We start from the raw sequence: 24787 nt of genomic DNA on the forward strand, positions 1-24787 counted from the left end.
GGTCGATCCATTCCACAGCATCCAACGAGGATTCCAAGATGTACAATCCCAAGGAAAGCGAAAGCACGCCCGCCAGGGCGGTAAAACCGGAAGGGGCCGTCTGCGATCCCGTCTCGCTCGAAATCATCCGCGGCGCCATCGCGGCCGCCCAGTCGGAAATGGAAGCGCTGCTCGAGCGCACCGCAATTTCCGCCTTCATTCGCGAGAAGAAGGATTTTTATACGGCATTGTTCGACGGCGAAGGCGTGATGGCGGTCGGTTCCATGGTGCCTGTCTTCGGCGACATGACCGGCCCGGTCTTCGACAAGTTCCCGGCCGATACGATGAAGCCCGGCGATCTCTACTGGTACAATGACTGCTACGGCTCGCGCGGCGCGGTTTCGCATTCCAACGACCAGGTTTTGCTGGCGCCGGTCTTCAAGGATGGCAAGCGTTGCGCCTTCGTGATGAGCTGGGCGCATTTCGCCGATATCGGCGGCATGCGGCCGGGCTCGATCAGCCCGGATGCGACCGACATCTATCAGGAAGGCATCATCATCCCGGTCACCAAGCTGATGGATGGGGGCGTGACCAACGAGGCGACGCTGTCGATCTTCCATCGCAATTCCCGTTTTCCCGAACAGAGCATCGGCGACATGCGGGCGCTGATGGCGAGTGTCGATGTGGGCGTCAAGCGCATCGGCGAGATCCTCGACCGCTTCGGCTCCGATGTTGTGGAGGATGCGCTGGCGCAGCTGCTCACCCGCACCCGCAAGCTGGTGCGCTCGAAGCTCGCGGAGACCTTCGACTACGGCACCCATAAATTCACCGATGCGATCGACAGCGACGGCCACGGTAATGGCCCGTTCAAGATGCGCCTCGCATTGACCCGCGAGAAGCTGGCGAATGGCGAGGACAAGTTCACGTTCGATGCGACCGAGTCCGACGATCAGGCGCCCGGTCCGGTCAACTTCCTGATGAACCGCGGTGTGCCGGGCATGGCGCTCGGTCTCTTCTATCTCGGCGGCGATCCGGGCCAGGTGTGCAATGCCGGCGGCCCGCAGGCGCTGGATGCCGTGAACCTGCGCCAGGGCTCGTTCCTGCAGCCGAACTTCCCGGCCTCGCTCGGTATGCGCGGCCTGACCATGATGCGCGTGCTGTCGGCTCTCAACGGTCTCGTCAACACGGCGGGCGGCAAGGCGCCGGCTTCCAATTCGGCCTATGTCATCACCATCATGCGCGGCAATTACAAGGATGACGCGGGCGACCTGAAGCGCTTCCTGCTCGCCGATGGCATCGGCGTCGGTTACGGCGCGCGGCCGGATTCGGATGGCATCGACGCGGTCTATTTCGTGGCGCAGGAGAACTATCCGGTCGAGTTCCTCGAAGTCGGGTATCCGGTGCGCCTGCGCACCTATGGCATCGTCAAGGATTCCGGTGGTGCCGGCAAGTTCCGCGGCGGCTGCGGCATCATCCGCGAATACGAGATTCTTGCCGAAGACATGATGCTTGCGGTGCGCATCGACAGCGTCAAGAACCCGCCCTGGGGCATCAATGGCGGCATGGGTGGCGGTACCGGCCGCGTCACCATCAATCCAGGCCGGCCAGACCAGCGCATGGTTCCGCCGCTTTCGGACGGCAACCGGCTGGTCAAGGGCGACGTGCTGCGCATGGAGACCGGCGGGGGCGGCGGCTATGGCCATCCGTTCGACCGTAATCTCGATGCCATTCTCGAAGACGTGCTCGGCGGTTTCGTCAGTGTCGAGTCGGCCGAACGCCTCTATGGCGTTGTCGTGAAGGGCACCAAGGTTGACCACGCGGCTACGGCCACACTTCGCGCCAACCGCCCCGCCACCCGTGCATTCCATCGTCAGGAGTATGTCGATGTCCTCGCCTGAGACCTTTGTCGATACGTCCCTTTCCGTCGCCGTCGATATCGGCGGCACCTTCACTGACGTGGCCCTTCTCGACCGCGCCACCGGCAAGGTCTGGCGGGCCAAGACGCCTAGCGTGCCCTCCGATCCTTCGGAGGCATTCCTGAACGGTATCCGGCTAGCGCTCACCGATGCCGGCCGCGAGGCCTCATCGCTCGGCCAGGTCCTGCATGGCACCACCGTCGCGACCAACATGATCCTGGAAGACAAGGGCGCCCGCACGGCGCTGGTCACCACCAAGGGTTTCCGCCACGTGCTGAACATCGGCCGCCAGGACATTCCCCGCAAGGCGAACCTTTACACCTGGGTGAAGCCGGAGCGGCCCGTGCCGGCATCGCGCATCGTCGAGATCGACGAGCGCATCGCTGCCGGCGGGGCGGTGCTCGACGCGCTGGACGAGGACAGCGTGCGGATTGCGGCCGAAGCGATCCGTGGAATGGACGTCGAGGCGGTGGCCGTCTGCCTGCTGCATGCGTTTGCCAACCCGGTGCATGAAAAGCGCGCGGCGGACATTCTTCGCGCAGAACTGCCGCATCTCGCCGTCACCACCTCGACCGACGTTCTGCCTGTCGTGCGCGAATTCGAGCGCACCCTGACGACTGTGCTCAACGCTACCGTCATGCCCGGCGTCACCACCTATGTGGGACGCCTCGAAAAGCGGCTTGAGGACGAGAAGGTCACAGCCCCGCTGCTGCTGATGCAGTCGAATGGCGGTGTCGCCGGTGCGGCCACCATCCGCCAGGCTCCGGCGCTGACGGCACTGTCCGGCCCCGCCGCCGGCGTGGTCGGTGCGCGCTCAGTTGCCGCCGCCTGCGGCATCAAGGATATCATCACCGTCGATATCGGCGGCACCAGTGCCGATATCTGCCTGATCAAGGATGGCAAGATCGGGCTCACCCAACACGGCAAGGTCGGCGAATGGCCGCTGCCGCTGCCGATGGTCGACATGGTGACGATCGGCGCCGGCGGTGGTTCGATCGCCAAGGTGGCGGATGGCACGCTGACCGTCGGCCCGCAGAGCGCCGGTGCTCGCCCGGGGCCGGCCGCCTATGGTCACGGCGGCGAGAACCCGACGGTGACCGACGCCCATGTCGTGCTCGGCCACCTCCCGGCCCGTCTCCTCGGCGGCCGCATGGCGCTCGATGTCGAGGCTGCCCGCAAGGCGGTCGACGGCAAGGTCGCGAACCCGCTCGGTCTTTCGACGGCGACGGCGGCGCGGGGGCATTCTGGCGATCGTCGACAACCACATGGTCGGCGCGGTGCGCGTCGTTTCGGTCGAACGCGGGCATGATCCGCGCGACTTCACGCTGGTGCCCTTCGGTGGTGCCGGTCCCTTGCATGGCTGCGCGCTCGCCGAACTGCTCGGGATTTCCCGGGTCATGATCGCGCCGGCTCCGGGCATTCTCTGCGCCGACGGCCTGCTCGCCGCCGACCTCAAGGCGGAATTCAGCCGCACGCTGCCGAAAGCCGGTGCCGTGGATGTGGCGACCGCCAACGGTATCATCGCCGAGCTCAAGACCCAGGCCTCCGCCTGGTTCGAGACCGAAGGCGTGGCCGAAAAGGATCGCCGCATCGCGACCGTGGCGCTGCTGCGCTATCACGGCCAGGGCGGCGAGCTTGCCGTGACCTGGGACGAGACCCGCGAGGCAGTAGAAGCTGCCTTCGCCGCCGAACACAAGGCGCTTTACGGTTTTGCGTTGGAAGCGGCGATCGAGCTCGTGACGCTGCGGGTCGAAGCCGCCGGCATAACGATCGAACCGCCGCCGGCGATCCTCGATAAGGGTTCCGACGTTACTCCGTTCGACTATGTGCCGGTGCATTTCGAAAGCGGCGTCACCAGCGTTCCGGTCGTCGACCGCTCGACGCTCGGTGCAGGCGCCACGTTCAAGGGGCCGATGATCCTCACCCAGCTCGACACGACGACATTGGTCGCACCCGGCTGGAGCGGCACGGTGCATGGTTCCGGCGCCCTCCTTCTGACAGCCAAGCAGGATGCATGAGATGACTGAGCAAGAGAGTGATCTGGAGCGCGTCTTCGCGCATATCGAAGAAAACCGCGAAAGCTTCATCGAGCGGGTGATGGATTATGTCCGCCATCCCTCGATCAGCGCCCAGAACACGGGCATCGCGGAAGTGGCGGCCATCCTCGTCGACATGCTGAACGGCATGGGCATGGAGGCGGTCACCATCCCGACCAAGAACCACCCGATGGTTCTGGGCCGCATGGAAAAGCAGCCGGGCAAGCCGACCGTCCTGCTTTACGGCCATTACGACGTGCAGCCGCCGGAGCCCTACGAACTCTGGGACAGCCCGCCCTTCGAGCCGACGATCCGCAATGGGCGCATCTATGCGCGCGGCATCGGCGACAACAAGGGTCAGCATTTCGCCCAGTTGATGGCGCTGGAATCGCATCTGAAGGTGACCGGCGAACTGCCCTGCAACGTCATCTTCCTGCTGGAAGGCGAAGAGGAAATCGGCAGCCCGCATATCGCCGAATTCGTGGCTGAGCATGCCGACAAGCTGGATACCGCCGATCTGGTCGTCACCTCCGACGGTCCGCTGCATGAATCCGATACGCCGATCATCACCTTTGGCGTACGCGGTGTCGCATCCTTCGAGCTGCGCGCGAAGACCGCCAATCGCGATGCCCATTCCGGCAATTTCGGCGGGGTGATGCCGAATGCGATCTGGAAGCTCGTGCATCTGCTCGCCACGATGAAGACCGACAAGGGCGAGATCACCATCGACGGCCTGCACGACGTCGTCGTGCCGCCGACCAATATGGAGCGCGAGGCGGTCGACAAGCTGCCGCTCGATCTCGAGGCGATCAAGGCGGACCTCGGCATCAAGGAACTCGACGCGCCCCTCGACCGCGGTTATTTCGATCGGCTGATGTTCCACCCGACGCTGACCATCAACGGCCTGCATGGCGGTTACGGCGGGCCGGGCCAGAAGACGGTTCTGCCCTGTGAGGCGTTTGCCAAATGCGACATCCGCCTGGTCGAAAGCCTGACGCCGGACTACGTGTTCGAGAAGGTACGGGCGCATGTCGCCGCCCATGCGCCGGACGTGGAATTCGTGCCGCTCAACGCCATGCTGCCGTCGAAGACGCCGATGGACAGCCCGTTCGCGCCGGTCATCCGGGACGCGATCTTTACCGCCCGCGGCGTCGAGCCGCTGCTCTACCCGACCGTTGGCGGCTCGCTTCCGGACTACGTGTTCACGAAGATCCTGAAGAAACCGGCGTTCGTTGTGCCTTACGCTAATGCGGATGAAGCGAACCATGCGCCGAATGAGAACCTGAAGCTGGATTTGTTCATTGCCGGCATCAAGACGGGGGCGGCGCTTTTGACAAAGCTGGGTGAGATGAAGCCGTAATCCTGCCTTTGTGCCGAAAGAAATCCCCGCAAAGATTGGAACATCATCGAGAGGAATCCGGTTTTATGAACCGATCAAATGTCCCTCTCATCGACCCGGTTGTCTCTCTTTGCGGCAGGGCGCTTGAGGAAGGTTCTACGGACAGCCGCCGACGTGGTTGAAGCGACGGGCATCCTAGCCGTTAACGGCGGCTTGTTTACTGGAGTGCATGCTCGTAAAGGCGAGCCGCGGAAACCTTGACGGGATGTTCTTTTTACTAAAACGCACTCCAACCGGAGGCTCGGCTAGGCATGCCCGGCGATCGACTTGGGAAGGTAATGCTGTTCGAGCTCTGCAACATCCTGCTCGCTCAACTTGATCTCCAGCGCTTCGACCGCATCCCCGAACTGTCCTGGCTTCGAAATGCCGACGATCGGTGCGGTGATGGCGGGGCGGCTCGCGACCCAGGCGTATGCGACCTGCGCCATCGGCCGTCCGTGACGCTCGGCGACCGCCTTCAGGCCGGCGACGACCGCATCGTCGGCGGCCTTTGTCCGGTCGTAGAGCGCCCGCGCCGTGCCGTCCGTTTGGCTGCGCGTGGTTGCTCCCTCGGCCCGGCCAGCGAGACGGCCGCGAGCGAGCGGGCTCCAAGGAACAACACCGACGCCTTCGCTTAAGCAGAGCGGCAACATTTCGCGCTCCTCCTCCCTGTAGATGAGGTTGTAATGAGGCTGCATCGATACGAACCGCGCCCAGCCGTTTTGCCGTTGCAACCCGATTGCCTTCATGAATTGCCAGGCATGCATGGAAGACGCGCCGAGATATCGCACCTTGCCGGCCCGCACCACATCGTTCAGCGCGTCCAGTGTTTCTTCGATCGGTGTGCCGTAGTCGAAGCGATGCAGTTGATAGAGGTCGATATAGTCGGTCCCAAGACGCCTGAGGCTGCCGTCGACTGCATCGAGGATATGCTTGCGCGACAGGCCGCGATCGTTGATGTCGCTGCTCATCGGATGGAAGAGTTTTGTCGCGATCACCAGCTTGTGGCGCGGAACAAGGTCCAGCAGCACCTTGCCGGTAATCTCCTCGCTCTTGCCGAGCGAATACATATCGGCCGTGTCGAAGAAGTTGATGCCGAGCTCAACCGCTTGCTTCAGAATCTTGGCACTGTCCTCAAAATCCAGGACCCATGGCGCCCATTCGCTCGAACCGAAGGTCATGCAGCCGAGGGCAAGGCGAGAGACTTTGAGGCCGGTTCGACCTAGGTTGATATATTCCATTGATACACCTCGTGCAGTTTAAGCGGCGACACACTGCATTTTCTGCGTCTGCGAATGATATAATTGGAAATTATCGAGGCACTCAATGGGCTTGCTGCTAAATTATGCAAAAAATTACAGAAGGGATTGTCAAATTGGAATCTCCTGTTACGGTCAGTGTATCAATCGAGAAATACACGCATGTTCACTATCGACGCGTCCAGCATTGACCGCTCCCTGCCCGTTCCGGTGGGCAAGCAGCTTTACGGGCTACTGAGCTACGTGCTGTCTTTCGGCGACATGCCGAAGGGCGTGAAGCTGCAGTCCGTGCGCCAGCTCGCTGCCGAGCTCGACATCGCGCCGATGACGGTGGCGGAAGTCTACAAGCGGCTTCGCGCGGACGGCCTTGTCGAAATCCGCCCCGGCCTCGGCGCCTTCACAGTTTACGAACCGCGCCGCCGGGATGGCGTGATCGCGCCTGCGAGCGTGCTTGGCCCCGATATCGACAATCTGTTGGAGAAAGCCGAAGCGCTCGGCATTTCGCCGATCACTCTCGCCTCGATGGTGCAGGCGCAGGCGCGGCTGCGCAAACCGCGCGTCCACCTCGACATCGTCTTCGTCGGCATATTCGAGGCGCCGGCACGCGACTATGTTGAACAGATCCGCCCGACGCTTGCTGCCAACGACCTGATCTCGCTCCTAACCTTTGACCATATCCGCGACAACGAGGGAGCGCGCGAAAAGTGTCGCAACGCCGACCTGGTGCTCACCTTTGTGCATCGCGAAGTCGAAATGCGCAGCCTCGTACCGGATGCCAATATCCTGTCGCTGCGGTTCATTCCGTCGGAACGCACACGGCAGGCGCTGGCGCTGCTCGATCCGCGCACCCGCGTCGCGGCCGTCACGCAGCTCAAGGATTACATCGCCATCATGCGTCCCAGCGTGCGCGAATTCGCGCCGCATATTTCCGATATCACGGTAGCATGGTCCTATGCGGATGATCTTGCGGACATCGTCGCCCGCTGCGACGTCGTGATCTACGCTTCCGGCGCCGACCATGTCGCCGATCTCGCCGGCCCGAACAAGCGCTGTTTCGAATACCGCCACTCGCCGGATCCCGGTGTGCTCGAAAACCTCCTCGCGCCGGCGCTCGCCGAGCTGCGCCACAATAAGATCGCCGATGGCGAAGCTCGGCCAAAGGTCGCCGATATTACCTCGCTGAGGACCAAGGCCCGCTGACGACCCATGCCAAGCTTTGAATGAACCAAAACCAATAAGGGAACAGACATGAGCAAAGCACTCTCGATCACAGCAGCTGCCCTTCTCGCAGGGCTTTCCTTCACCGCTCTGAACTCCGCCCAGGCCGCGACCATCACGATCGGCACCGACGTCGATGCCGGCACTCTCGACCCGCGCCTCGCGCGAGACACAACCGCCTATCGCGTTGCGGACCTCATCTATTCGGGTCTGGTTCATCTGACGCCGAGCCTGGAAGCCAAGCCCGATCTCGCCGAAAGCTGGGAAAACCCGAACCCTACCACTTGGGTCTTCAAGCTTCGGCCGAACCTGAAATTCTCCGACGGAAGCCCGCTGACCTCGGCCGACGTGGTCTTTACCTTCAGCACCATTCTCAACAAGGATTTCAACGCGCCGCAACGGGCGCTCTACACACCGATTTCGGCCGTGGAAGCGGTCGACGCGCAGACGGTGAAGTTCACGCTTTCGGCTCCCTATGCACCGTTGCTCAGCTATCTCGACATCGGCATCGTGCCGAAAGCGCTGGTGGAAGGCGGCACCGACATCGCGCTGAAGCCGATCGGCGCCGGACCAATGAAGTTCACCTCCTGGACGCGCGGCAGTGCCATCGAACTTGCGCCGAACCCGAATTACTGGGGGGAAAAGTCAAAGGCCGACAAGGTGGTCGTGAAAATCATCGGCGACGGTTCAGCCCGTGCTCAGGCATTCGAAGCGGGTGACCTGGACGTCATCCAATCGCCGCTCGCGCCACAGGACATCAAGCGCCTACAGGCGGACAAGCGCTTCGGCGCGGTGGTCCAGCCCGGCCTCGGCGTAACCTACATCAACTTCAACACCAAGGACCCGCTGCTTTCGAGCCCGAAGATGCGTCAGGCCTTCTCGATGCTGATCGACCAGAAGACCATCGTCAACGATATCTTCCAGGGCGTCGATGCTGTCGCCTCCTCGATCATCCTGCCCTCCTCCTGGGCCTATTCGAAGGATATCAAACAGCCCAGCTTCGATATCGACGGCGCCAAGAAACTGTTCAAGGAGGAAGGCTGGGCGGACACCAATGGCGACGGCATCCTCGACAAGGGCGGCAAGCCGCTGACGATTGTTTTGTCCACCCATAGCGAAGACAGCAACCGCGTCCAGACGATCGAATTCATGCAGGCGAATTTCCAGGCCGCCGGCGTCGAGGCCAAAACGCAGATCAGCGACTGGCCGTCCTTCTCCACCAACTACGTGCAAAAGAGCCAGCACCAGATCGCTTTGCTTGGCTGGCTGAACATCGTCGATCCGGATCGCCTCCTGTTCGCACAGTTGACCACAGGCGGTTCGACCAACTGGGGTGGCTATTCCAACCCGGCGGTTGACGATCTGCTGAAGCAGGGTCGTTCAGCGACCAGCCAGCCCGACCGTGCCGCCGCCTATCAGAAGGCCGCGACGACTTTGGCAAGCGACCTTCCCTACTACATCGTCTCCTATCAGGGTTATCAGCTCTTCTATTCCAAGAAGCTGCCCTTCCAGGTGCAGGCGACCTCGCGCGGCAATATGCGCGGCCTGATCGGTCTCAAGGACTGAGACAGCTCGCGCGGGCCGGCTCATCCGGTCCGCGCCTGAAGACCCAATTGCAGTTCCAGGATAGATCGATGGCTTTCTCACAGCGTCTCGGCGCGGGCTTCTATGCGAAAATTCAGGCCGAAATCCGCAAACGGATGGCGATTGAGGGCATCGATCTGTTGCTTCTCGATTCCAATGACGACGTCATCTATACGACAGGTTTCTCGCATTATACGACGGAGCGGCCGGTGGTCGTGGCGATCACGGCAACGGATACTTTCCTGCTGCTTCCGGAACTGGAGCGTACCCACGCGGCACACCAGCACATAGCCGCAGAGGCGATCGTCTATTTCGAGTTTCCCGGCATCGACCCGTGGCACGCGGTGCTCGGCCGGAAGTTTGCCGGGTTCAGGGGAACGGTCGCCTATGGCCATGCGATCTCGCTTGCCCGGATAAAGCCGATCGAGGGCGCCTTTCCGAATGCGGAACGGGTGGTCCCGAGCAACATCGTCCAGCAGATGCGGCTTCGCAAACATCCGGAAGAGATCGTACTGCATCGCGAGGCCGCCAGGCTTTCCGACCGCATGGTCGAGGTCGTCGTCGAGATGATCCGCGATGCGATGCGCAAGGGCGGCACGCTGCCGAGCGAGGTCGAGATCGAATCCTACGTGTCGCGCCACGCCATGCGCACCATGCACGAAGAGCATGAGGACGTGATGCTCGTTCAGGGGCTTGCGAGCGGGCTCGTCTATTCCGGGCCGAGATCCGCCTTCCCGCACGGCATGCCGACCGGCCATCCGGTGAAGATCGGCGAAAGCATCATCCTGTCGCTCGGCTGCCGGGTTGGTGCCCGCGCTTCGGAAAGCGAGCGCACCTTCTTCATCGGCGAGCCGTCCAAGGTGCAGGAGCAGCACTATGCCGTCGCCTACGAGGCGCAGCGGATGGCGACTGCGGCATTGATCGCCGGGCATACCTGCGCTTCTGCCGACAATCTGGCGCTTGCCTATATCCGCGACAGCGGCATGGGCGAATACCTGCTGCATCGTGTCGGCCACGGCATGGGCATCATGTTCCATGAAGCGCCGTGGGTGGAAGGCGGCGACCAGACCATTCTGGAACCCGGCATGATCACCTCCAGCGAACCGGCGATCTTCGTGCCGGGCTTTGCCGGCTATCGCATCGCAGACACCGTGCTGATCGCCGCCGAAGCGCCCGATAGCATGACTGTCTATCCCCGCAAACTTGACGACATCGTCATCTCCTGAGGTCGGAAAGATGGGTTTCAGCCTCGCCGATACAGTTCTCGTGACCGAGCAGGGTCCGGATTCGCTGACCAAATTCCCCCGCCGCTTCGAGGAGATCGTGCTGTCATGACCTTTGCTTCGGCACATATCAGGGGAGCGGCCTCGTGTTAGCCTATATCGTCCGTCGAATCCTGCTATTGATCCCGATGGCCGCAGGCATGGTCATCGTCACTTTCGGCCTGCTATTGCTGATCCCCGGCGACCCTGCCTCCGTGCTGCTCGGCCAAGAGGCCTCGGCGGAAGCGATCAACAACCTGCGCAACGCGCTCGGCCTCAATGATCCCTGGTATATCCGTCTCGGCGTCTATTTCGCGCAGTTACTGCGCGGCGACATGGGCCGCTCGATCTTCCAGAACCAGGCCGTGTCGGAGATCATAGCCGGCAGGCTCGGTGCGACTATCGAGTTGGCCGTCCTGGCGCTGATCCTTGCCTGTCTCGTCGGCATCTCGCTCGGGGTGCTGGCTGCCACGCGACAGGGTTCGATCGTCGATACCGTATCGATGATTTTCGCCCAGCTTGGCGTTTCGATGCCGGTCTACTGGCTCGGCCTGCTGCTGATGTTGCTGTTTGCCGTGACTCTCGGCTGGCTTCCGGCAATCGGCCGCGGGGCCCCCTTCCCCGAAGCGGTCTGGGCGGCGCTGACCGGTCGTCCGCAGGTGCTGCTCGACAGCTTAGCCCACATCCTCCTGCCGGCGCTGGCGCTCGCCGCGAACTCGGCGGCGATCATCTCCCGCCTGGTGCGCACCGCCATGCTCGAAGTGCTGCGGGAGGATTTCATCCGCACCGCCTATTCCAAGGGCCTGCGCCGCAATCGCGTCATCATCCGCCACGCATTGGGCAATGCGTTGCTGCCGGTGCTGAGTGTGATCGGACTGCGCTTCGGCGCCCTGCTCGGCGGCGCGGTGCTGACCGAAACCATCTTCGCCTGGCCGGGCCTCGGCCAACTGACCATCACGGCGATCTCGCAGCGCGACTTGCCGCTCATCCAGGGCATCGTGCTCACCTTCGCGATCATCTTTGCACTGGTGAACCTGGTCGTCGACCTTCTCTATGCGGTCGTCGACCCGCGCATCCGTTTGGGTTGAGGCTCATGAGATTATTCAGGCGTTTCCGCAATATTTCACTCATCCTCGGCTCGATCATCGTGCTGGCGATCGTCGTCTGTGCTGTCTTCGCTCCTTATCTATCTACGCATGGCGTCGAGCAGATGGACATGCGCAACCGCTTCTCCGGCCCGACGCTCACCCACTGGCTCGGCACCGACAATTTCGGGCGAGACCTCTGGTCGCGGCTTATATACGGCGCACGCATCTCGCTGACGATCGCCTGCATCTCCGTTTTGGTCTCCACCGTCATCGGCACGGCGGTCGGACTCGCGGCTGGCTATTTCGGCGGCTGGACGGATCTGATCCTGATGCGGATCACGGACATATTCCTGGGCTTCCCGGCGATCGTACTGGCGCTTGCGATCGTCGCGGTGCTTGGCCCCGGCATGATCAACGTGGCAATCGCCATCATCGTCGTCGCCTGGACGGAATATGCCCGCGTGGTTCGGGCGACCACCTTGATGCTGCGCGAGCAGAATTACGTACAGGCCGCCAGGGCGCTCGGCGCTCATCCGGTCCGCATCCTGGTCAAGGAAATCCTGCCGAATGCGATGGGGCCGATCATCGTGCTCGCCTCGCTCGGCTTCGGCACCGCGATCATCTCGGAATCGGCGCTCAGCTTTCTCGGTTTCGGCCTGCCACCGCCGACGCCGACCTGGGGCTGGACGCTTGCCTATGGCACCCGCTTCATGCGCGACGAACCGTGGCTGGCAATCATTGCCGGCGCCACGATCATGGTGACCGTGCTCGGCTTCAATCTGCTCGGTGACGGCCTGCGCGATGCGTTCGACCCCCGCCATCTCTCCCGCTCGGCGGGCAAGAAGAAATAGGCAACTCCTCGGATCAATACGACAAGACGCTGAAAGGAAACGTCCATGGTCAAGTCGATCAACAAGCTCCGTCCCAAATTCACCACCCATGCGGACGGTAGCGATGCCGTGATCTTCATGCACGAACTGGTGGGTGAACAGGATGGCCCGACGGTCGGGATTTCCGCCTCGATCCACGGCAACGAAAATACCGGTTCGCAGGCGATCCTGGACCTGTTCCGCATCATCAAGGACATGCCGCTCAGGGGTCGCATCATCCTGCTTCCGGTCGCAAACCCGCGCTCCTTTGCGGTCAACCATCGTCACAATCCGCTCGATCAGATGAACCTCAACCGCGAGTTCCCCGGCGATCCTCGCGGCACTTACAGTCAGCAGCTTGCCGATGCGCTGGCGCACGAATTCTTCGCGAAGATCGACTATAATCTCGACCTGCATTCCGGCACGGACCGGCCGACGGTCGACTATGTTTACATCTGGAACGACGAGCCGCTATCGCGCGCTTTCGGTTCGAAAATCCTCTATCGCCCAACGACGGGTAAGGCCGGCACGGTTTATTCCGGCACCAGCAAGTCCGTCTCGATGGACCGCCACGGTACCAAGGTCGTGACCATCGAGCTCGGCGGCGGTATCGTCGACCAGACGCCCTATGCGAAGCGCACCGTCGATGGACTGCTGAACCAGCTCCGCCTGATCGGCTCGATCGAAGGCGAAGTGATCCCCAATCCGAAGCAGGCCGTCATCACCGAGCTCGTCGGCATCCGTCCGAAACATGGCGGTTGGCTGGAGCCGCTCTCGCCGGCAAACGGCGAGATCATCAGGGGCGGTTCGTTGCTCGGCCGTGTCGTCAGTCCCTACGACTTCGAGACGATCGAGGAAATCCCGACGCCCTTCGAAACCGGCATCATGGTCATGCAACACCTGACCCGCAATCTCGTGGAAGCCGGCGATTACGGCTTCATGGTCGGCAATATCGAAGGGTCTACCGACTGATCGGATCCCTCCGGCAGATGGAATGAACGGATGCAAGATCGCGCAATGGAAAAGACGATGGAACCGGCGCTTGCCGTCAGCGACCTGAATGTCGAAATCCTCGGGGAGAACGGGGCCTTCCCCGTCGTCTCGGAGATGAGCCTTTCGGTGCGCCCCGGCGAGACGGTCTGCATCGTCGGCGAAAGCGGCTGCGGCAAATCGATGACCGCGCTGTCGCTGCTTCGCCTCCTGCCCGACAGCGCCCGTGTCGCCTCCGGCTCGATCAGGATCCATGGCGAGGACTTTCTCGCCATGGATCGGCGCCAGGTCGAGAACCTCCGCGGCGACAAGATCGCCATGATCTTCCAGGAACCGCTATCGGCGCTGAACCCGGTGCTGACGATCGGCGAACAGATCGCTGAATCCGTCCGCCAGCATCGAAGGCTTGGACGGCGCGAGGCCTTTGCGCGCGCCGTCAAATGCCTGGAACTGGTCCAGATGCCGGACCCGGAACGGCGGGCAAGGCAATACCCGCATGAACTTTCCGGCGGCATGCGGCAACGCGCGATGATTGCTCTGGCGCTTGCCTGCGAGCCGAAGATCATCATAGCCGACGAGCCAACGACGGCCCTCGATGTCACCGTGCAGGCGCAGATTCTCGGACTGATTTCCGACCTGCAGAAGCGGCTCGGCACGGCGCAGATCCTGATCACCCACGATCTCGGCGTGGTTGCCGAAATCGCCGACCGCGTCATCGTCATGTATGCCGGCCGGCGCGTCGAGGAATGCAGCGTCTACGAACTCTTCGACAACCCGATCCATCCCTATACGATCGGCCTGATGGGCGCCGTCCCTCATCGGGACAGAACGGAAGCCGCCCCGGAACGGCTGACGGATATTCCCGGCACCGTGCCACCGCTCTGGGACCTGCCGAAGGGCTGCGCGTTTGCGCCCCGCTGTCCCGGCGCCTCGGCTCGCTGCCTGGAGGAGCGCCCACCCTTCATCGAAAAGAAACCCGGTCATTTTGCCGCCTGCTGGGAGCATGACAATGCCTGATGCTGCGGCCCCTCTCCTCTCCGTGGAGAACCTCAAGGTGCATTTTGCCATCCGCTCCGGCGTCTTCCAGCGGCAGGTCGGCGAGGTGAAGGCCGTCGACGGCGTTTCCTTCTCGATCGGTTCGGGCGAAACGCTCGGCCTTGTCGGCGAAAGCGGCTGCGGCAAGTCGACCACCGGGCTCGCCCTCATGGGCCTCGTGAAGGCCACTGAGGGACACATCGCCATGCAGGGAGCCGAGGACGTCACGCAGATGCGGAGCATCCCGCGATCCTACCGCCGCCGCATGCAGATCATCTTCCAGGACCCGTTCTCCTCGCTCAATCCTCGTCAGAAAGTGCGCGACATCATCCGCGCGCCGCTCGATATCCACGGCATCGGCACTGTGGAGGAACGAAGGACAGAAGTGGCGAAACTCATGTCGCTGGTGGGCCTCAGGCCCGATCAGGCAGACAACTTCCCGCACCAGTTTTCCGGTGGCCAGCGCCAGAGGATCGGCATTGCGCGGGCACTGGCGCTGAGGCCGGATATCATCGTTTGCGACGAACCCGTCTCGGCGCTCGACGTCTCGGTGCAGGCGCAGATCCTTAATCTGCTCGCCGATTTGCAGAAGGAACTCGGCCTCTCCTATCTGTTCATCTCGCACGACCTCGGCGTGGTCGAACACGTCTCGCACCGGGTCGCCGTCATGTATCTCGGCAAGATCGTCGAGACCGGGTCGAAAGAGGCGATCTTCACGAACCCCCTTCATCCCTATTCGGAACTGCTATTGCGCTCGGCGCCGGCACATGATCCGCGCAAGCGTCACAAGTTCAGCGCCGTCAGCGACGACATTCCGAGCGCCACGCGAAAACCCTTGGGCTGCGCTTTCCACACCCGTTGCCCCCTCGCGACCGATATCTGCCGGCAAGCCGAACCGCAGCTCGAGCTGAAGGCCGATGGCCAGTCCGTCGCCTGCCATCACCGATAAGGAGTTTAGGATGACCGAAGACCTGATCGAGCTTCTCGCAGAACCGGGCCAGCCGAACTTTTTCTTCGACGCATTGGATACCGCACTCGCCACCCGGGTTGGGCACCGGCTGCTGACGCTGCTCTATAAGGACGGCGACGAGGTGGCGCGCGTCTATTCCAACATGCCGGACGTCTATCCCGTCTTCGGCCGAAAACCGATGGGCATGACGCCCTGGGGCGACCTGGTGCTGCGCCGACAGCAACCATTCCTCGGACGCGACCGGGAGGCGGTCAGGTGGGCTTTCTTCGATCACGAGCTGATCGCGAGCCTCGGCCTCAACTCGGCGATCAATATTCCGGTCGTCTACAACGGCGAGACGATCGGCACGATCAACCTGCTGCACGAGGAATTCTTCTACGAGGAAAAGCATGTGCAACTCGCCAGACAATTCGCACCGCTGCTGATCCCCGCCTTTCTCGAAGCCCGCCGCGCTGGCGCTTCAAAAGCCTGAACAGGATAAAATCCCGTGACCACCATTCTTTTTGAAAACGCCCGTATCGTCGATGGAACGAGCCCGGAGCCGAGCGAGCCGATGTCGGTTCTCGTTGAGGGCGATATGGTCCGAGAGGTCTCGCCCTCCATCAACAGTGCCGGCGCGCAGCGGATCAACCTTGCCGGCAAGGTGCTGATGCCGGGCCTGATCGACGCCCATGTGCATGTCATCGCCGGCATGGCGAACCTCGGCCAGAACGCAAAACTTCCCGATCCGATCGTCACCGTGCGCGCCTTCAGGATCATGGGCGAGATGCTGATGCGCGGCTTCACCACGGTCCGTGATTTGGGCGGCGCGACCTCCGGGCTGCTGGCCGCCACGCAGGAAGCGCCCTGGCCGACACCGCGGCTCAACATCTGCGGCAAGGCGCTGTCGCAATCCGGCGGCCATACCGATTATCGTGGCCCCTATGACGACACGCCGACGCCGAAGACCGGCCATACGCTCGGCAATCTCGGGCGCATCTGTGACGGGGTGCCGGAAGTCCGCAAGGCCGCCCGCGAAGAATTGAAATCCGGTGCACATTTCATCAAGGTCATGGCAAATGGCGGCATCGCCTCGCCGACCGACCCAATCCATTTTCTCGGCTTTTCGCGGGAAGAGCTGATCGCCTCCGTCGAAGAGGCGGAGAACGCCGGCACCTATGCCGCGGCGCATCTCTATACGGACAAGGCTATCCGCCGGGCGATCGAATGCGGCATTCATTCGCTGGAACACTGCAACCTGATCACATCCGAAACCGCGAAATTCGCTGTCGAAAACGGCTGCATCTCGGTGCCGACGCTCGTCACCTACGAAAAGCTCGGCATCGAAGGCCCGGCGCTCGGCTTGCCGCCCACCTCCGTCGCCAAGGTGGATTCGGTACGGCTCGCCGGCATGGAATCGTTGACGATCATGCGCGAGGCCGGGCTGCCAATGGCCTATGGCACCGACCTTCTGGGCGAAATGCACCGGCACCAGTCCGAGGAATTCGTGATCCGCTCCCGCGTCCTTCCCGCCCACGCGGTGATCGCCTCGGCAACCCACGTCGCGGCGAAGCTGCTCCGGATGGAGGGCAAGATCGGCTGTATCGCCCCCGGCGCCTTCGCCGACCTGATCGTGATCGACGGCAATCCGCTCGACGACATGTCGTTGCTCGCCGATCAAGGCGCCCATATGCCAATCATCATTCGCGGCGGTCATTTCGTAAAGAACCGGAGGTAAGTGGATGAAGCTGGGAGGAGAATTGGCGGCGATAACGGCGGGTCTTGACCTGCTCTATCGCAGCCGCAATCGCAATGCCGGCATTCTGGACGCCGAAGGGCTCATACCCGTCGCTGTCGCCGAGATATCGCCGCAGCGATTTGAGAGCTACGACGAAGCGGAAGCTGCGCTCCTGTCCTTTCGCGATCGTCTCGGGCAAGCCGAAACCGCGCTGCGCGGGGATTGGCTCGACGAGATGTCCGACTCGCTGCTCGCCCTGATTGCCACCTTCCGGGGCGATTCCATCAGTTTTGGTGAAAGGCTGGAGCGGCAGATCCGTATCGACGCCCGCGACATACCCGAAGAGATAATCACGGGATATTACAGAGGAATTCGTGAGGTGTTGGATGAACTCGGCTTCCGCGACGGCAGCCTTTTTGAGGATTTTGCGCGCTGGGAGCAGCATGCCCGGATACCATCGGACAAGGTGCTCGACGTGCTTGCGGAATTTCAACGTCAGGCACGAACGCGCTGCGGCATACTGGCAACCTCGTTAAGGGCCGATTGGGTGAATGACGAATGGATCAAACCTATCGCCCAGCGGGACGTGCCTTACTCGGCCTATTGTGATTTCCCCGGCAGACGACTGCTGCTCAATGTCGACTTTCCTTACACTGCTTTTGGACTTAAGCACCTGGCAGTACACGAGGCTTTTCCGGGCCATCTCGTTCACCTGAAACTGCGCGAGAGACGCGTGGCGGAAGGCCTGATGCCGCTTGATGCCGCTCAGGTGGTCACGAGTTCGGCAAGTTCGGCGATTTTCGAAGGCATCGCCGACAATGGCATGCAATTTCTCGATTGGATCGAAACGCCGGAGGATCATCTCGGCCACCTTCTGCAGCGCCTTCGTTCCGCGCTCAGGTGTCGCGCCGCCTGGCAACTGCTTGGCGAGGGGCAATCCTTTGATGAAGTCGTGCCGAGTATCGCTGCTGCTTCCCTGCAATCTCCTGATGTTACCCGATCGCGACTCGCCTTCCTTCGTCATGATCTGCGCGCTCCTTTTGTCTACGCATATTGGTGCGGAGAGATGGCGGTTCACTCGGTCTGGTCCCAGATACGTGTTGAAGAAAAAGATGAGTTTTGGAACTATCTCTATAACAACATGCACACGCCGAATACGCTGGCAAAACATTGGCTTAGACGGATCTGATAAACACGCATTGGAAGAGTTGAACAGCTATCGCGCGATGACGGTGCTGCCACCGACCTTACCAGTGGCGGAGGTCAGCTTCCGAGCCCGCAGCATGCGATATAGCTGCTGACCGGCATAACCGATTCCAATATGCCGCTCCCGCGCAAAGGATCTTCCCCAGCCCGCAGGCAAGCGGCTGTTGCCGTTCCCAACGATAGCGGATGCCATGCCAATCAGATAGCGGGTTGCCTGCCGCAGGTCTCAGTTCGACGTGCGCGCCAAAAACTCGCGGACCGCGGCGATCACGACCTCATGCGCTTCGGCATGGACCGCGTGGTTCGCGTTCGGCACTTCGAGAAGCTCGCCCTTGGGGATGCTTTCGGCGATCAGCCGCGAATGGTTCGGCGGGCAGATCCAGTCTTCGGCACCACAGACAACCAGCGTCGGAACCGGAATATCCTTCAGCTTGTCGCGCAGGTCGTAAAGTCGTTCCTTGAACAGCGCGTTATGGGTTTCGGCATGCAAATGCATGGTGCGGGTGCGTTCTAGCGCGGCATCCGGATCGAATTTCTCGTAATAGAGCGGCTGCAGCGCCAGCCAGATCAGGCGCAGCTCGGTATCGTCCTTGACCCGGTCGGAGAACATCTTGTCGAGCATGTCGAGGGAGGCGCTGGTTGCCTTGTGAATGCGCTGCTTGAACACCACCATGGCATCGTCTTCGTGGTGATAGCTGGCGGCGGTCCCACGCAGGATCAGCCGCGACAGGTTCTGGCCATATTTCACGGCATAGGTGAGCGCGATCATGCCGCCGAACGAGCCGCCCTCGAGAATGATCTTGCGGCCGCCGCACAGGTTCATGCGAAAGGCTTCGACGTCATCGGCCAACTGCTCGAACGTGTAGGGAGGCGTCAGGCTCGTCTCCCCGCAACCGCGCTGATCATAGGCGATGACACGGTATTTGTCCGACAAGACCTTGTAGGCGTTGAACTCTCCGTGGCGGTCGCCGATGCCGCGCCCGCCATGCAGCGCAATGATCGGCTCGGCATCGGGATTGCCGATGTCGTCATAGACAAAGGTGGCGTTGTTGAGTGTCACTGTCGGCATGGGACTATCCTATCCTGCTGATATGGCGTCTGAGTAGGTGCTTCTGTCGGATCGCCATCGTCCGGCTGGTGCTGGATCCGACAACTGTCATGGGCCAATGGAAGACCATCCCGCCTCGTGTGAAGCGGGATGGCGACATCTGGCGTCCTGGGCCTCAGTTGGCCGCAGGCTTCATGTCGAAAGCGCGGACCCAGTCGTCGCCCCGAGCGGCCCAGGTGATACGCTTGGACAGGCCGTAGGTCGCGGGCTGGGTATAGAGGAAGAGCGCCGGCGCCTCGTCGCACATCACCTCGGTCGCCTTCTTGTAGGCGGCCTGGCGCTTCGCCACATCCATGGTCGAGCGGCCGTCCGCCAAGGCTTTTCCGAAATCGGCATTCTCCCAATAGGCGTACATGTTGCCTGGCGCGAACAGGGTCAGAAGACCATCGGCATCGATCGTCGGCCAGGCCTGGCTGAGCAGGCTCATGCGACCGAGGTCCTTGGTCTTCAGATACTTGTCCATATAGGCGCTGAACTGCATCTCGACGATCTTGGTCTTGACGCCGATCTCTTCCAGCTGGCTGGCGACCGCCTGGACGACTTCCTCGCCGTTGAGGTAGATGCCTGTCGGCACTTCGATTTCGATCGGCTCGGCCGGCGCACCGCCTGCCTTCTTCAAAAGTTCGGCCGCCTTTTCCGGATCATAGGCGTAGGGCTTCAGATCGGCATTGAAGCCGAAATAGCTCTTCGATGTTACCTGGCACTTGGCGATCTCGGCCTGGTCGTTGAAGATCGCCTTGACGATGCCTTCCTTGTCGACGGCGTAGTTCAGCGCTTGGCGAAGCAGTTTGTTGTCGAGCGGCGGCTTCAGCGTGTTGAACTTGATGAACGCGGTGCGGGTGCTCGGCACCGCGCCGGCCTGGGCGCTGCCGCTCGTCTTGATCCGGGTAATTTCCGTGGTCGGGATCGAGTTGATGAAATCGACCTCGCCCGCAAGCAGCGCGGCGACACGGCTGGCGGCATCCGGAATGATGCGGACAACGACCTTGCTGAAATCCGGCTTCGCACCCCAGTATTGCGGATTGGCGTCGAGCGTGATGCTCTCGCCGGGCTTGACGGAGGAGACGACATAGGCGCCGCCCGACGCGGTCTCGGTCGCCGGCTTATGATTGGCGGCCCATTTCGGCGGCAGCAGGAAGAACATGGACAGCTGGCCGATCATCGCCGGATAGGGCGAGCTCGTCTTGATCTCGATCTCGGTCGGGCTGATGATCTTGACGTCGGAGATCAGCGTGAACCACGCTTTGATGCGGGCATTGACGGCCGGGTCGCGCACGCGGTCAAAATTCCATTTGACCACTTCGGCATCGATCTTCTCGCCATCGTTAAACGTGGCGTCCGACCGCAGCTTGATGCGCCAAGTCAGATCGTCGACGCTCGTCCATTCGGTTGCAAGAGCCGGAGCAATCTTCATGTCGGGGCTGCGCAGAACCAGCGACGGATAGATGTGGCTGAGCAGGCTGAGGTCGGTGCCGACGGATGCCGTCATATGCGGATCGAACGTGTTGATCGTGTTGGTGATCGCGATGGTCAGCGTCTTGTCCTGTGCAAGCGCCGATGTCGATATCGTGGCGCCGAGCGAAAGTGCGGCGATTGCCGCGGCGATTGATTTTCTGGTCATGCCCATTCCCTTCTGATTAATTCCCGTTGGTTTTTCATGGGTTTACACCGCGTTCTCAAGGGACGCTTTTCCTCTATTTTACGTCCTTGAGTATAAGCGGATCGAATTTGCAAGGATCGCAGAACGTTTCGATCGTTCGCCTGCTGGGAGCGACGATTGGCTTGTCCGGGGGCTGGCGGTCATGCTGTTTCCTCCCTTCCGTTCATTTGGCTTCGACAGGTACGGAATGACCAAGCGTGTGCATCAGTCGGTTCGCCCAGCCGAAAATGGCGGCGGAGTGGACGAGGTCGACGATCTCGGCCTTCGACATGCCATGATCGCGAAGGGCCTGTACCTGCTCCTTGGTGGCCTGCGACGGCGTCTCGGACAGCGCCTTGCAGAAATCGGCGATCGCCTGGGTCCTGGCATCGAACGGACCTTCGAGGCCCCGCACATAGATCTCCTCGACGACATCCTCGCGGCCCGACAGTTCGACATAACGGCGGGCATGGACCGACGCGCAGTAGACGCAGCGATTGACGGCGGAGGCGACGAGCGCGCCGAGTTCGCGCTCGGCTCGGTCGAGACCGCCCTTGGCATACATGATGGCGTTGAACAGTTTCGTGCGGGCCACGTAGGATTCCGGATCATGCGCGAGCGTGCGCACATAGGGGGAAACCTTGGTATTGGACGGGGTCACCTGCATCGCAGCCAGCTGTTCTTCGCTCGCCGTGGCAACGTCGACCGGCTCGATATAGGGCGACCAGGAGAGCGCCTTGACCTTGAAACGCGCCGTGCTCATTCGACCTCCTCCAGCAGGCTGAGGCCGGCAAGGACGCGGGCCTCGTAGTTGACGAAGGCAATCAGCTCGGACAGCGCGATGATCTGCGGATTGGTGAGGCCCGCCTTTTCGAGGCGCTCGATATCCGCCCTGCTGCTGTTGCGCGGCGTCTGGGTGACGAGGTCGGCGTGGCGGATAATGGCACTTGTAAAGGCATCGGCGGCCGCCGCGGTTTCAGCACCCGAGGCGATCGAGGCCAGGTCCGCATCGCTGCCGGCTTCGTCCAGCATCAGATCGTAGACCGCTGCCAGGTCCTCGCGTCCGATGGAGCGGGCCATGCGGGAGGCGAGCGCGGCGCGCAGTGCATGGCTGAGGCCAAAGCCATGATTTGGACTGAGCACCGTTTCGCGGCAGAGCTCGGTGCCCTCCACGAATTCCGGTCGTTCGCGGCGGATCGCGTAGAGCTCGGAGCCCGGCTTCAAGCCAGATAGGATGTCGATCTGGTCCAAGTCACTCATTCCCATCATAGGTTCCACCTGCGGATCCGGGCCATGGACGGATCGAGATCAGGCATGAATTGGGGGCGGTCGCCTGCGACAGATGCGAGGCGGGTGTAATCGCTGTCAGCGTATTCGGGTTGCCGCCGTGGTCGACGCCCTGCGCATCGGGGCGGAACCAGCCGCCGGTCGCAAGCACGGCGACGCCGGGCATCAGGCCACCGTCGATCGTCAGCGCCGCGATCGTTCGGCCGCGGTCGTTGTAAAGCTCGCAAAGGTCGTCCTGTTTCAGGGTAAGACGTTTGGCGTCGATCTCGCTCAGCGTGAACCGCTCGTAGCCGTCAAGCTTGGCCGCCTGGCTCGCGGGACCGTATTCGAGCTGGCCATGCAGGCGGTGGGCGGGTTGCGGAGACAGGAGATGGAACGGATGTTTCGCCGAAAGCGGTGCGCCAAGCCACTCCTCCGGCGCCAGCCAGACGGGATGGCCGGCGATGTCGGAATAACCGAAGCCGCGGACAGCGCTCGACCCGATTTCGATCCTCCCGCTCGCTGTTTTCAGCGGGGCGGCATCCGGGTCTCTTACGAAATCTCGAAAATGGTTCGCGGGCGACGGCGCAAGCTCGCCTTCATCAAGCGCGGCATAACCCCGAACGCGAAACGCCTGGAAATCCGGCAGTTCCGGATAACGCTCCCGATAACCTTCGTAGATCCGGGCAAGCCAGTCGTCGGTGGTCAACCCCTCGTCGAACTGCTGGCGGCAACCGAGTTCTTCGGCGATCAGGCAATAGGCGTCGTGATCGGTCAAGACACCGGCCGGCGGATCCATCACACGGCGGCTGTAGACCAGCCAGTTCTCGCGCGACGCCGCCGCGACATCGTCGCGCTCGAAGGGAAACGCCGACGGAAGCACGATGTCCGCCATCTTGGCGGTGGCAGTCCACATGTTCTCGGTGACGATCACGGTCTCGGGGCGCCGGAAAGCCTCGGCCAGCCGGTTGAGATCCTGATGATGGTGGAAGGGATTGCCGCCGGCCCACCAGACGAGCCGGATATCCGGCAGTTCGAGAACCTGTCCGTCGTAGTCGATCCGCCCGCCCGGATTTTCGAGCAGATCTGTGATCCGCGCCACCGGAATGAAGCTGCGGACCGGGTTGCGGCCTTGTTCGAATGCCGGCCCTTTCAGTCGCCGCACAGGCTGGCCGACGGAATTGACGGCTGTCAGCCCGAAGGCGAAACCGCAGCCGCGCTTGCCGACATGACCCGCCATCGAGGCGAGCGCGATCGCCGCCCAGAACGGCTGTTCGCCACGCCGCGCCCGTTGCAGCGACCAGGCGACGTTAACCAGGCTCGGCGCGTCATGCAAGTCTTCGGCGATCTCGACGATGGTTTTCGCCGGCACGCCGGAAATGGCCGAGGCCCATTCGGCATCCTTCGCGATGCCGTCCGCCTCGCCGACCAGATAGCTCTCGAAATCGCAATAGCCGGTCGTGCAGCGTTTCAGGAAATCGCGGTCGAACAGGCCTTGGCTCAGCAGCGTATGGCACATGCCGAGCATGACAGCGGCATCCGTATTCGGGCGCAGGGGAATATGCCGGACGTTCGCACCGGAGGGCGCATCGCCCGAAGCGGGGCTGAACACGACGATGCGCGCACCCTTGTCCTGACAGCGCCGCAGCCATTCGACGGCGCGGTGGCTGCCGGTCCCTCCCGACTCGACCTGCGCATTGCTCAGCCGGAAGCCGCCGAACCCGACCAGCAGCTGACAGCCTTCGGAAATGTCGTTCCAGGACGGCGAGGTATCGCAGGCGTCCTTGTAGTCCGGCCCCAGGATATGCGGCAGAAGGACGGCCGCAGCACCATAGGAATAGCTGTTGACGGAAGAGGTGAAGCCGCCGGCGAGATTGAGCAGGCGCTTGAGCTGGCTTTGCGCATGGTGGAAACGGCCGGCGCTAGCCCAGCCGTAGGAGCCGGCGAAAATCGTCTGGTTGCCGTGGAGCTCGCGCACGCGCCGAAGCTCGCCAGCGATCAGGCCTGCAGCCTTGTCCCAGCTTATCTCGACGAAATCCTCGCGGCCGCGCGAAACGCCGGTGGCGGCAAGAGGCCCCTTCTCCAGCCAGGACTTGCGGACCACCGGGGCGCGAATGCGCTCCGGATGGTCGGCCAGATCCAGGTAACCGAGACCCATTTCCGAAGGGTCCGGATCGTGGCGGAACGGCAGGAGCTTGCGCTTCCCGTTCGCATCCGTGCCGACTTCGTAGGTGCCGAAATGGGTTGCGAACAGATGCGTCATTTTC

21 protein-coding genes are annotated in these 24787 nt (G+C 62.2%); 15 read left to right on the top strand and 6 right to left on the bottom strand.

Features of this window, described 5'->3' with window-relative positions; translation table 11 throughout:
- The first annotated feature begins 38 nt into the window (after positions 1 to 38).
- From ACZ9IU_RS27845 to ACZ9IU_RS27860, 4 genes are read left to right on the top strand one after another with little or no spacing between them, the layout of a single operon-like run.
- On the top strand, positions 39 to 1877 hold the full coding sequence (locus tag ACZ9IU_RS27845; protein WP_051900691.1) for a hydantoinase B/oxoprolinase family protein: 1839 nt from the start codon (positions 39 to 41) through the stop codon (positions 1875 to 1877).
- A complete protein-coding gene (locus tag ACZ9IU_RS27850) occupies positions 1864 to 3204 on the top strand; it encodes a hydantoinase/oxoprolinase family protein (protein ID WP_498957824.1) in 1341 nt (446 codons plus the stop codon). The genes ACZ9IU_RS27845 and ACZ9IU_RS27850 overlap by 14 nt, the downstream gene beginning before the upstream one ends.
- The gene (locus ACZ9IU_RS27855; RefSeq protein WP_498957825.1) at positions 3161 to 3913 is read left to right on the top strand and encodes a hydantoinase/oxoprolinase family protein; all 753 of its coding nucleotides are present in this window, start codon (positions 3161 to 3163) and stop codon (positions 3911 to 3913) included. Before ACZ9IU_RS27850 ends, ACZ9IU_RS27855 begins: the two co-directional genes overlap by 44 nt.
- Before the next feature lies 1 nt (position 3914).
- Positions 3915 to 5291, top strand: coding sequence for a M20/M25/M40 family metallo-hydrolase (locus ACZ9IU_RS27860; RefSeq protein ID WP_040124662.1), 1377 nt, complete (start codon positions 3915 to 3917; stop codon positions 5289 to 5291).
- Positions 5292 to 5575: 284 nt separating this feature from the next.
- Here the strand turns inward: ACZ9IU_RS27860 and ACZ9IU_RS27865 are convergent, their stop codons facing one another.
- Entirely contained in the window at positions 5576 to 6550 is a 975-nt protein-coding gene (locus tag ACZ9IU_RS27865) for an aldo/keto reductase (protein ID WP_040124660.1), read from the bottom strand.
- A 180-nt stretch (positions 6551 to 6730) separates the two neighbouring features.
- Between ACZ9IU_RS27865 and ACZ9IU_RS27870 the strand changes: the two genes are divergently transcribed.
- From ACZ9IU_RS27870 to ACZ9IU_RS27920, 11 genes are all read left to right on the top strand, one after another.
- Positions 6731 to 7768: a GntR family transcriptional regulator gene (locus tag ACZ9IU_RS27870; RefSeq protein ID WP_040124658.1), complete on the top strand. Its 1038-nt coding sequence runs from the start codon at positions 6731 to 6733 to the stop codon at positions 7766 to 7768.
- Between the two features lie 48 nt (positions 7769 to 7816).
- Positions 7817 to 9352 (top strand): ABC transporter substrate-binding protein, encoded by a 1536-nt coding sequence (locus tag ACZ9IU_RS27875; RefSeq protein ID WP_040124657.1) that lies wholly within the window; start codon positions 7817 to 7819, stop codon positions 9350 to 9352.
- Positions 9353 to 9420: 68 nt separating this feature from the next.
- On the top strand, positions 9421 to 10596 hold the full coding sequence (locus tag ACZ9IU_RS27880) for a M24 family metallopeptidase (protein ID WP_040124655.1): 1176 nt from the start codon (positions 9421 to 9423) through the stop codon (positions 10594 to 10596).
- 143 nt (positions 10597 to 10739) lie between these two features.
- On the top strand, positions 10740 to 11720 hold the full coding sequence (locus ACZ9IU_RS27885; protein ID WP_040124654.1) for an ABC transporter permease: 981 nt from the start codon (positions 10740 to 10742) through the stop codon (positions 11718 to 11720).
- Positions 11721 to 11725: 5 nt separating this feature from the next.
- Positions 11726 to 12571 (top strand): ABC transporter permease, encoded by an 846-nt coding sequence (locus ACZ9IU_RS27890; protein WP_040124652.1) that lies wholly within the window; start codon positions 11726 to 11728, stop codon positions 12569 to 12571.
- Between the two features lie 45 nt (positions 12572 to 12616).
- Positions 12617 to 13561, top strand: a complete 945-nt coding sequence (locus ACZ9IU_RS27895) for a succinylglutamate desuccinylase/aspartoacylase family protein (protein WP_040124651.1) — start codon at positions 12617 to 12619, stop codon at positions 13559 to 13561.
- 30 nt (positions 13562 to 13591) lie between these two features.
- Complete coding sequence (locus ACZ9IU_RS27900) at positions 13592 to 14596, top strand: ABC transporter ATP-binding protein (protein ID WP_080719332.1); 1005 nt, start codon at positions 13592 to 13594, stop codon at positions 14594 to 14596.
- Positions 14589 to 15563, top strand: coding sequence for an ABC transporter ATP-binding protein (locus ACZ9IU_RS27905; RefSeq protein WP_040124648.1), 975 nt, complete (start codon positions 14589 to 14591; stop codon positions 15561 to 15563). Before ACZ9IU_RS27900 ends, ACZ9IU_RS27905 begins: the two co-directional genes overlap by 8 nt.
- A 10-nt stretch (positions 15564 to 15573) precedes the next feature.
- The gene (locus tag ACZ9IU_RS27910) at positions 15574 to 16056 is read left to right on the top strand and encodes a GAF domain-containing protein (protein ID WP_040124647.1); all 483 of its coding nucleotides are present in this window, start codon (positions 15574 to 15576) and stop codon (positions 16054 to 16056) included.
- A 15-nt stretch (positions 16057 to 16071) separates the two neighbouring features.
- Complete coding sequence (locus ACZ9IU_RS27915) at positions 16072 to 17301, top strand: metal-dependent hydrolase family protein (protein WP_040124645.1); 1230 nt, start codon at positions 16072 to 16074, stop codon at positions 17299 to 17301.
- 4 nt (positions 17302 to 17305) lie between these two features.
- On the top strand, positions 17306 to 18490 hold the full coding sequence (locus ACZ9IU_RS27920) for a hypothetical protein (protein WP_040124643.1): 1185 nt from the start codon (positions 17306 to 17308) through the stop codon (positions 18488 to 18490).
- Between the two features lie 243 nt (positions 18491 to 18733).
- Here ACZ9IU_RS27920 and ACZ9IU_RS27925 read toward each other — a convergent pair whose 3' ends face one another.
- The 5 genes from ACZ9IU_RS27925 to ACZ9IU_RS27945 form a co-directional block, all read right to left on the bottom strand.
- Entirely contained in the window at positions 18734 to 19576 is an 843-nt protein-coding gene (locus ACZ9IU_RS27925; RefSeq protein ID WP_040124642.1) for an alpha/beta fold hydrolase, read from the bottom strand.
- 154 nt (positions 19577 to 19730) lie between these two features.
- Positions 19731 to 21236, bottom strand: coding sequence for an ABC transporter substrate-binding protein (locus ACZ9IU_RS27930; protein WP_040125760.1), 1506 nt, complete (start codon positions 21234 to 21236; stop codon positions 19731 to 19733).
- A gap of 202 nt (positions 21237 to 21438) precedes the next feature.
- The gene (locus tag ACZ9IU_RS27935) at positions 21439 to 22017 is read right to left on the bottom strand and encodes a peroxidase-related enzyme (protein ID WP_040124641.1); all 579 of its coding nucleotides are present in this window, start codon (positions 22015 to 22017) and stop codon (positions 21439 to 21441) included.
- Positions 22014 to 22514, bottom strand: coding sequence for a CMD domain-containing protein (locus ACZ9IU_RS27940; RefSeq protein WP_040124640.1), 501 nt, complete (start codon positions 22512 to 22514; stop codon positions 22014 to 22016). Before ACZ9IU_RS27940 ends, ACZ9IU_RS27935 begins: the two co-directional genes overlap by 4 nt.
- Positions 22507 to 24783: a molybdopterin-dependent oxidoreductase gene (locus ACZ9IU_RS27945; protein WP_040124639.1), complete on the bottom strand. Its 2277-nt coding sequence runs from the start codon at positions 24781 to 24783 to the stop codon at positions 22507 to 22509. Before ACZ9IU_RS27945 ends, ACZ9IU_RS27940 begins: the two co-directional genes overlap by 8 nt.
- Positions 24784 to 24787 lie beyond the last annotated feature (4 nt).

It is taken from the genome of Mesorhizobium sp. USDA 4132, assembly GCF_056279545.1.

Coding starts and splice junctions, on each gene's coding strand:
- ACZ9IU_RS27845 (WP_051900691.1), top strand. CDS start 39: ATGTACAATCCCAAGGAAAGCGAAAGCACGCCCGCCAGGGCGGTAAAA.
- ACZ9IU_RS27850 (WP_498957824.1), top strand. CDS start 1,864: ATGTCCTCGCCTGAGACCTTTGTCGATACGTCCCTTTCCGTCGCCGTC.
- ACZ9IU_RS27855 (WP_498957825.1), top strand. CDS start 3,161: ATGGTCGGCGCGGTGCGCGTCGTTTCGGTCGAACGCGGGCATGATCCG.
- ACZ9IU_RS27860 (WP_040124662.1), top strand. CDS start 3,915: ATGACTGAGCAAGAGAGTGATCTGGAGCGCGTCTTCGCGCATATCGAA.
- ACZ9IU_RS27865 (WP_040124660.1), bottom strand. CDS start 6,550: ATGGAATATATCAACCTAGGTCGAACCGGCCTCAAAGTCTCTCGCCTT.
- ACZ9IU_RS27870 (WP_040124658.1), top strand. CDS start 6,731: ATGTTCACTATCGACGCGTCCAGCATTGACCGCTCCCTGCCCGTTCCG.
- ACZ9IU_RS27875 (WP_040124657.1), top strand. CDS start 7,817: ATGAGCAAAGCACTCTCGATCACAGCAGCTGCCCTTCTCGCAGGGCTT.
- ACZ9IU_RS27880 (WP_040124655.1), top strand. CDS start 9,421: ATGGCTTTCTCACAGCGTCTCGGCGCGGGCTTCTATGCGAAAATTCAG.
- ACZ9IU_RS27890 (WP_040124652.1), top strand. CDS start 11,726: ATGAGATTATTCAGGCGTTTCCGCAATATTTCACTCATCCTCGGCTCG.
- ACZ9IU_RS27895 (WP_040124651.1), top strand. CDS start 12,617: ATGGTCAAGTCGATCAACAAGCTCCGTCCCAAATTCACCACCCATGCG.
- ACZ9IU_RS27900 (WP_080719332.1), top strand. CDS start 13,592: ATGCAAGATCGCGCAATGGAAAAGACGATGGAACCGGCGCTTGCCGTC.
- ACZ9IU_RS27905 (WP_040124648.1), top strand. CDS start 14,589: ATGCCTGATGCTGCGGCCCCTCTCCTCTCCGTGGAGAACCTCAAGGTG.
- ACZ9IU_RS27910 (WP_040124647.1), top strand. CDS start 15,574: ATGACCGAAGACCTGATCGAGCTTCTCGCAGAACCGGGCCAGCCGAAC.
- ACZ9IU_RS27920 (WP_040124643.1), top strand. CDS start 17,306: ATGAAGCTGGGAGGAGAATTGGCGGCGATAACGGCGGGTCTTGACCTG.
- ACZ9IU_RS27925 (WP_040124642.1), bottom strand. CDS start 19,576: ATGCCGACAGTGACACTCAACAACGCCACCTTTGTCTATGACGACATC.
- ACZ9IU_RS27930 (WP_040125760.1), bottom strand. CDS start 21,236: ATGACCAGAAAATCAATCGCCGCGGCAATCGCCGCACTTTCGCTCGGC.
- ACZ9IU_RS27935 (WP_040124641.1), bottom strand. CDS start 22,017: ATGAGCACGGCGCGTTTCAAGGTCAAGGCGCTCTCCTGGTCGCCCTAT.
- ACZ9IU_RS27940 (WP_040124640.1), bottom strand. CDS start 22,514: ATGAGTGACTTGGACCAGATCGACATCCTATCTGGCTTGAAGCCGGGC.
- ACZ9IU_RS27945 (WP_040124639.1), bottom strand. CDS start 24,783: ATGACGCATCTGTTCGCAACCCATTTCGGCACCTACGAAGTCGGCACG.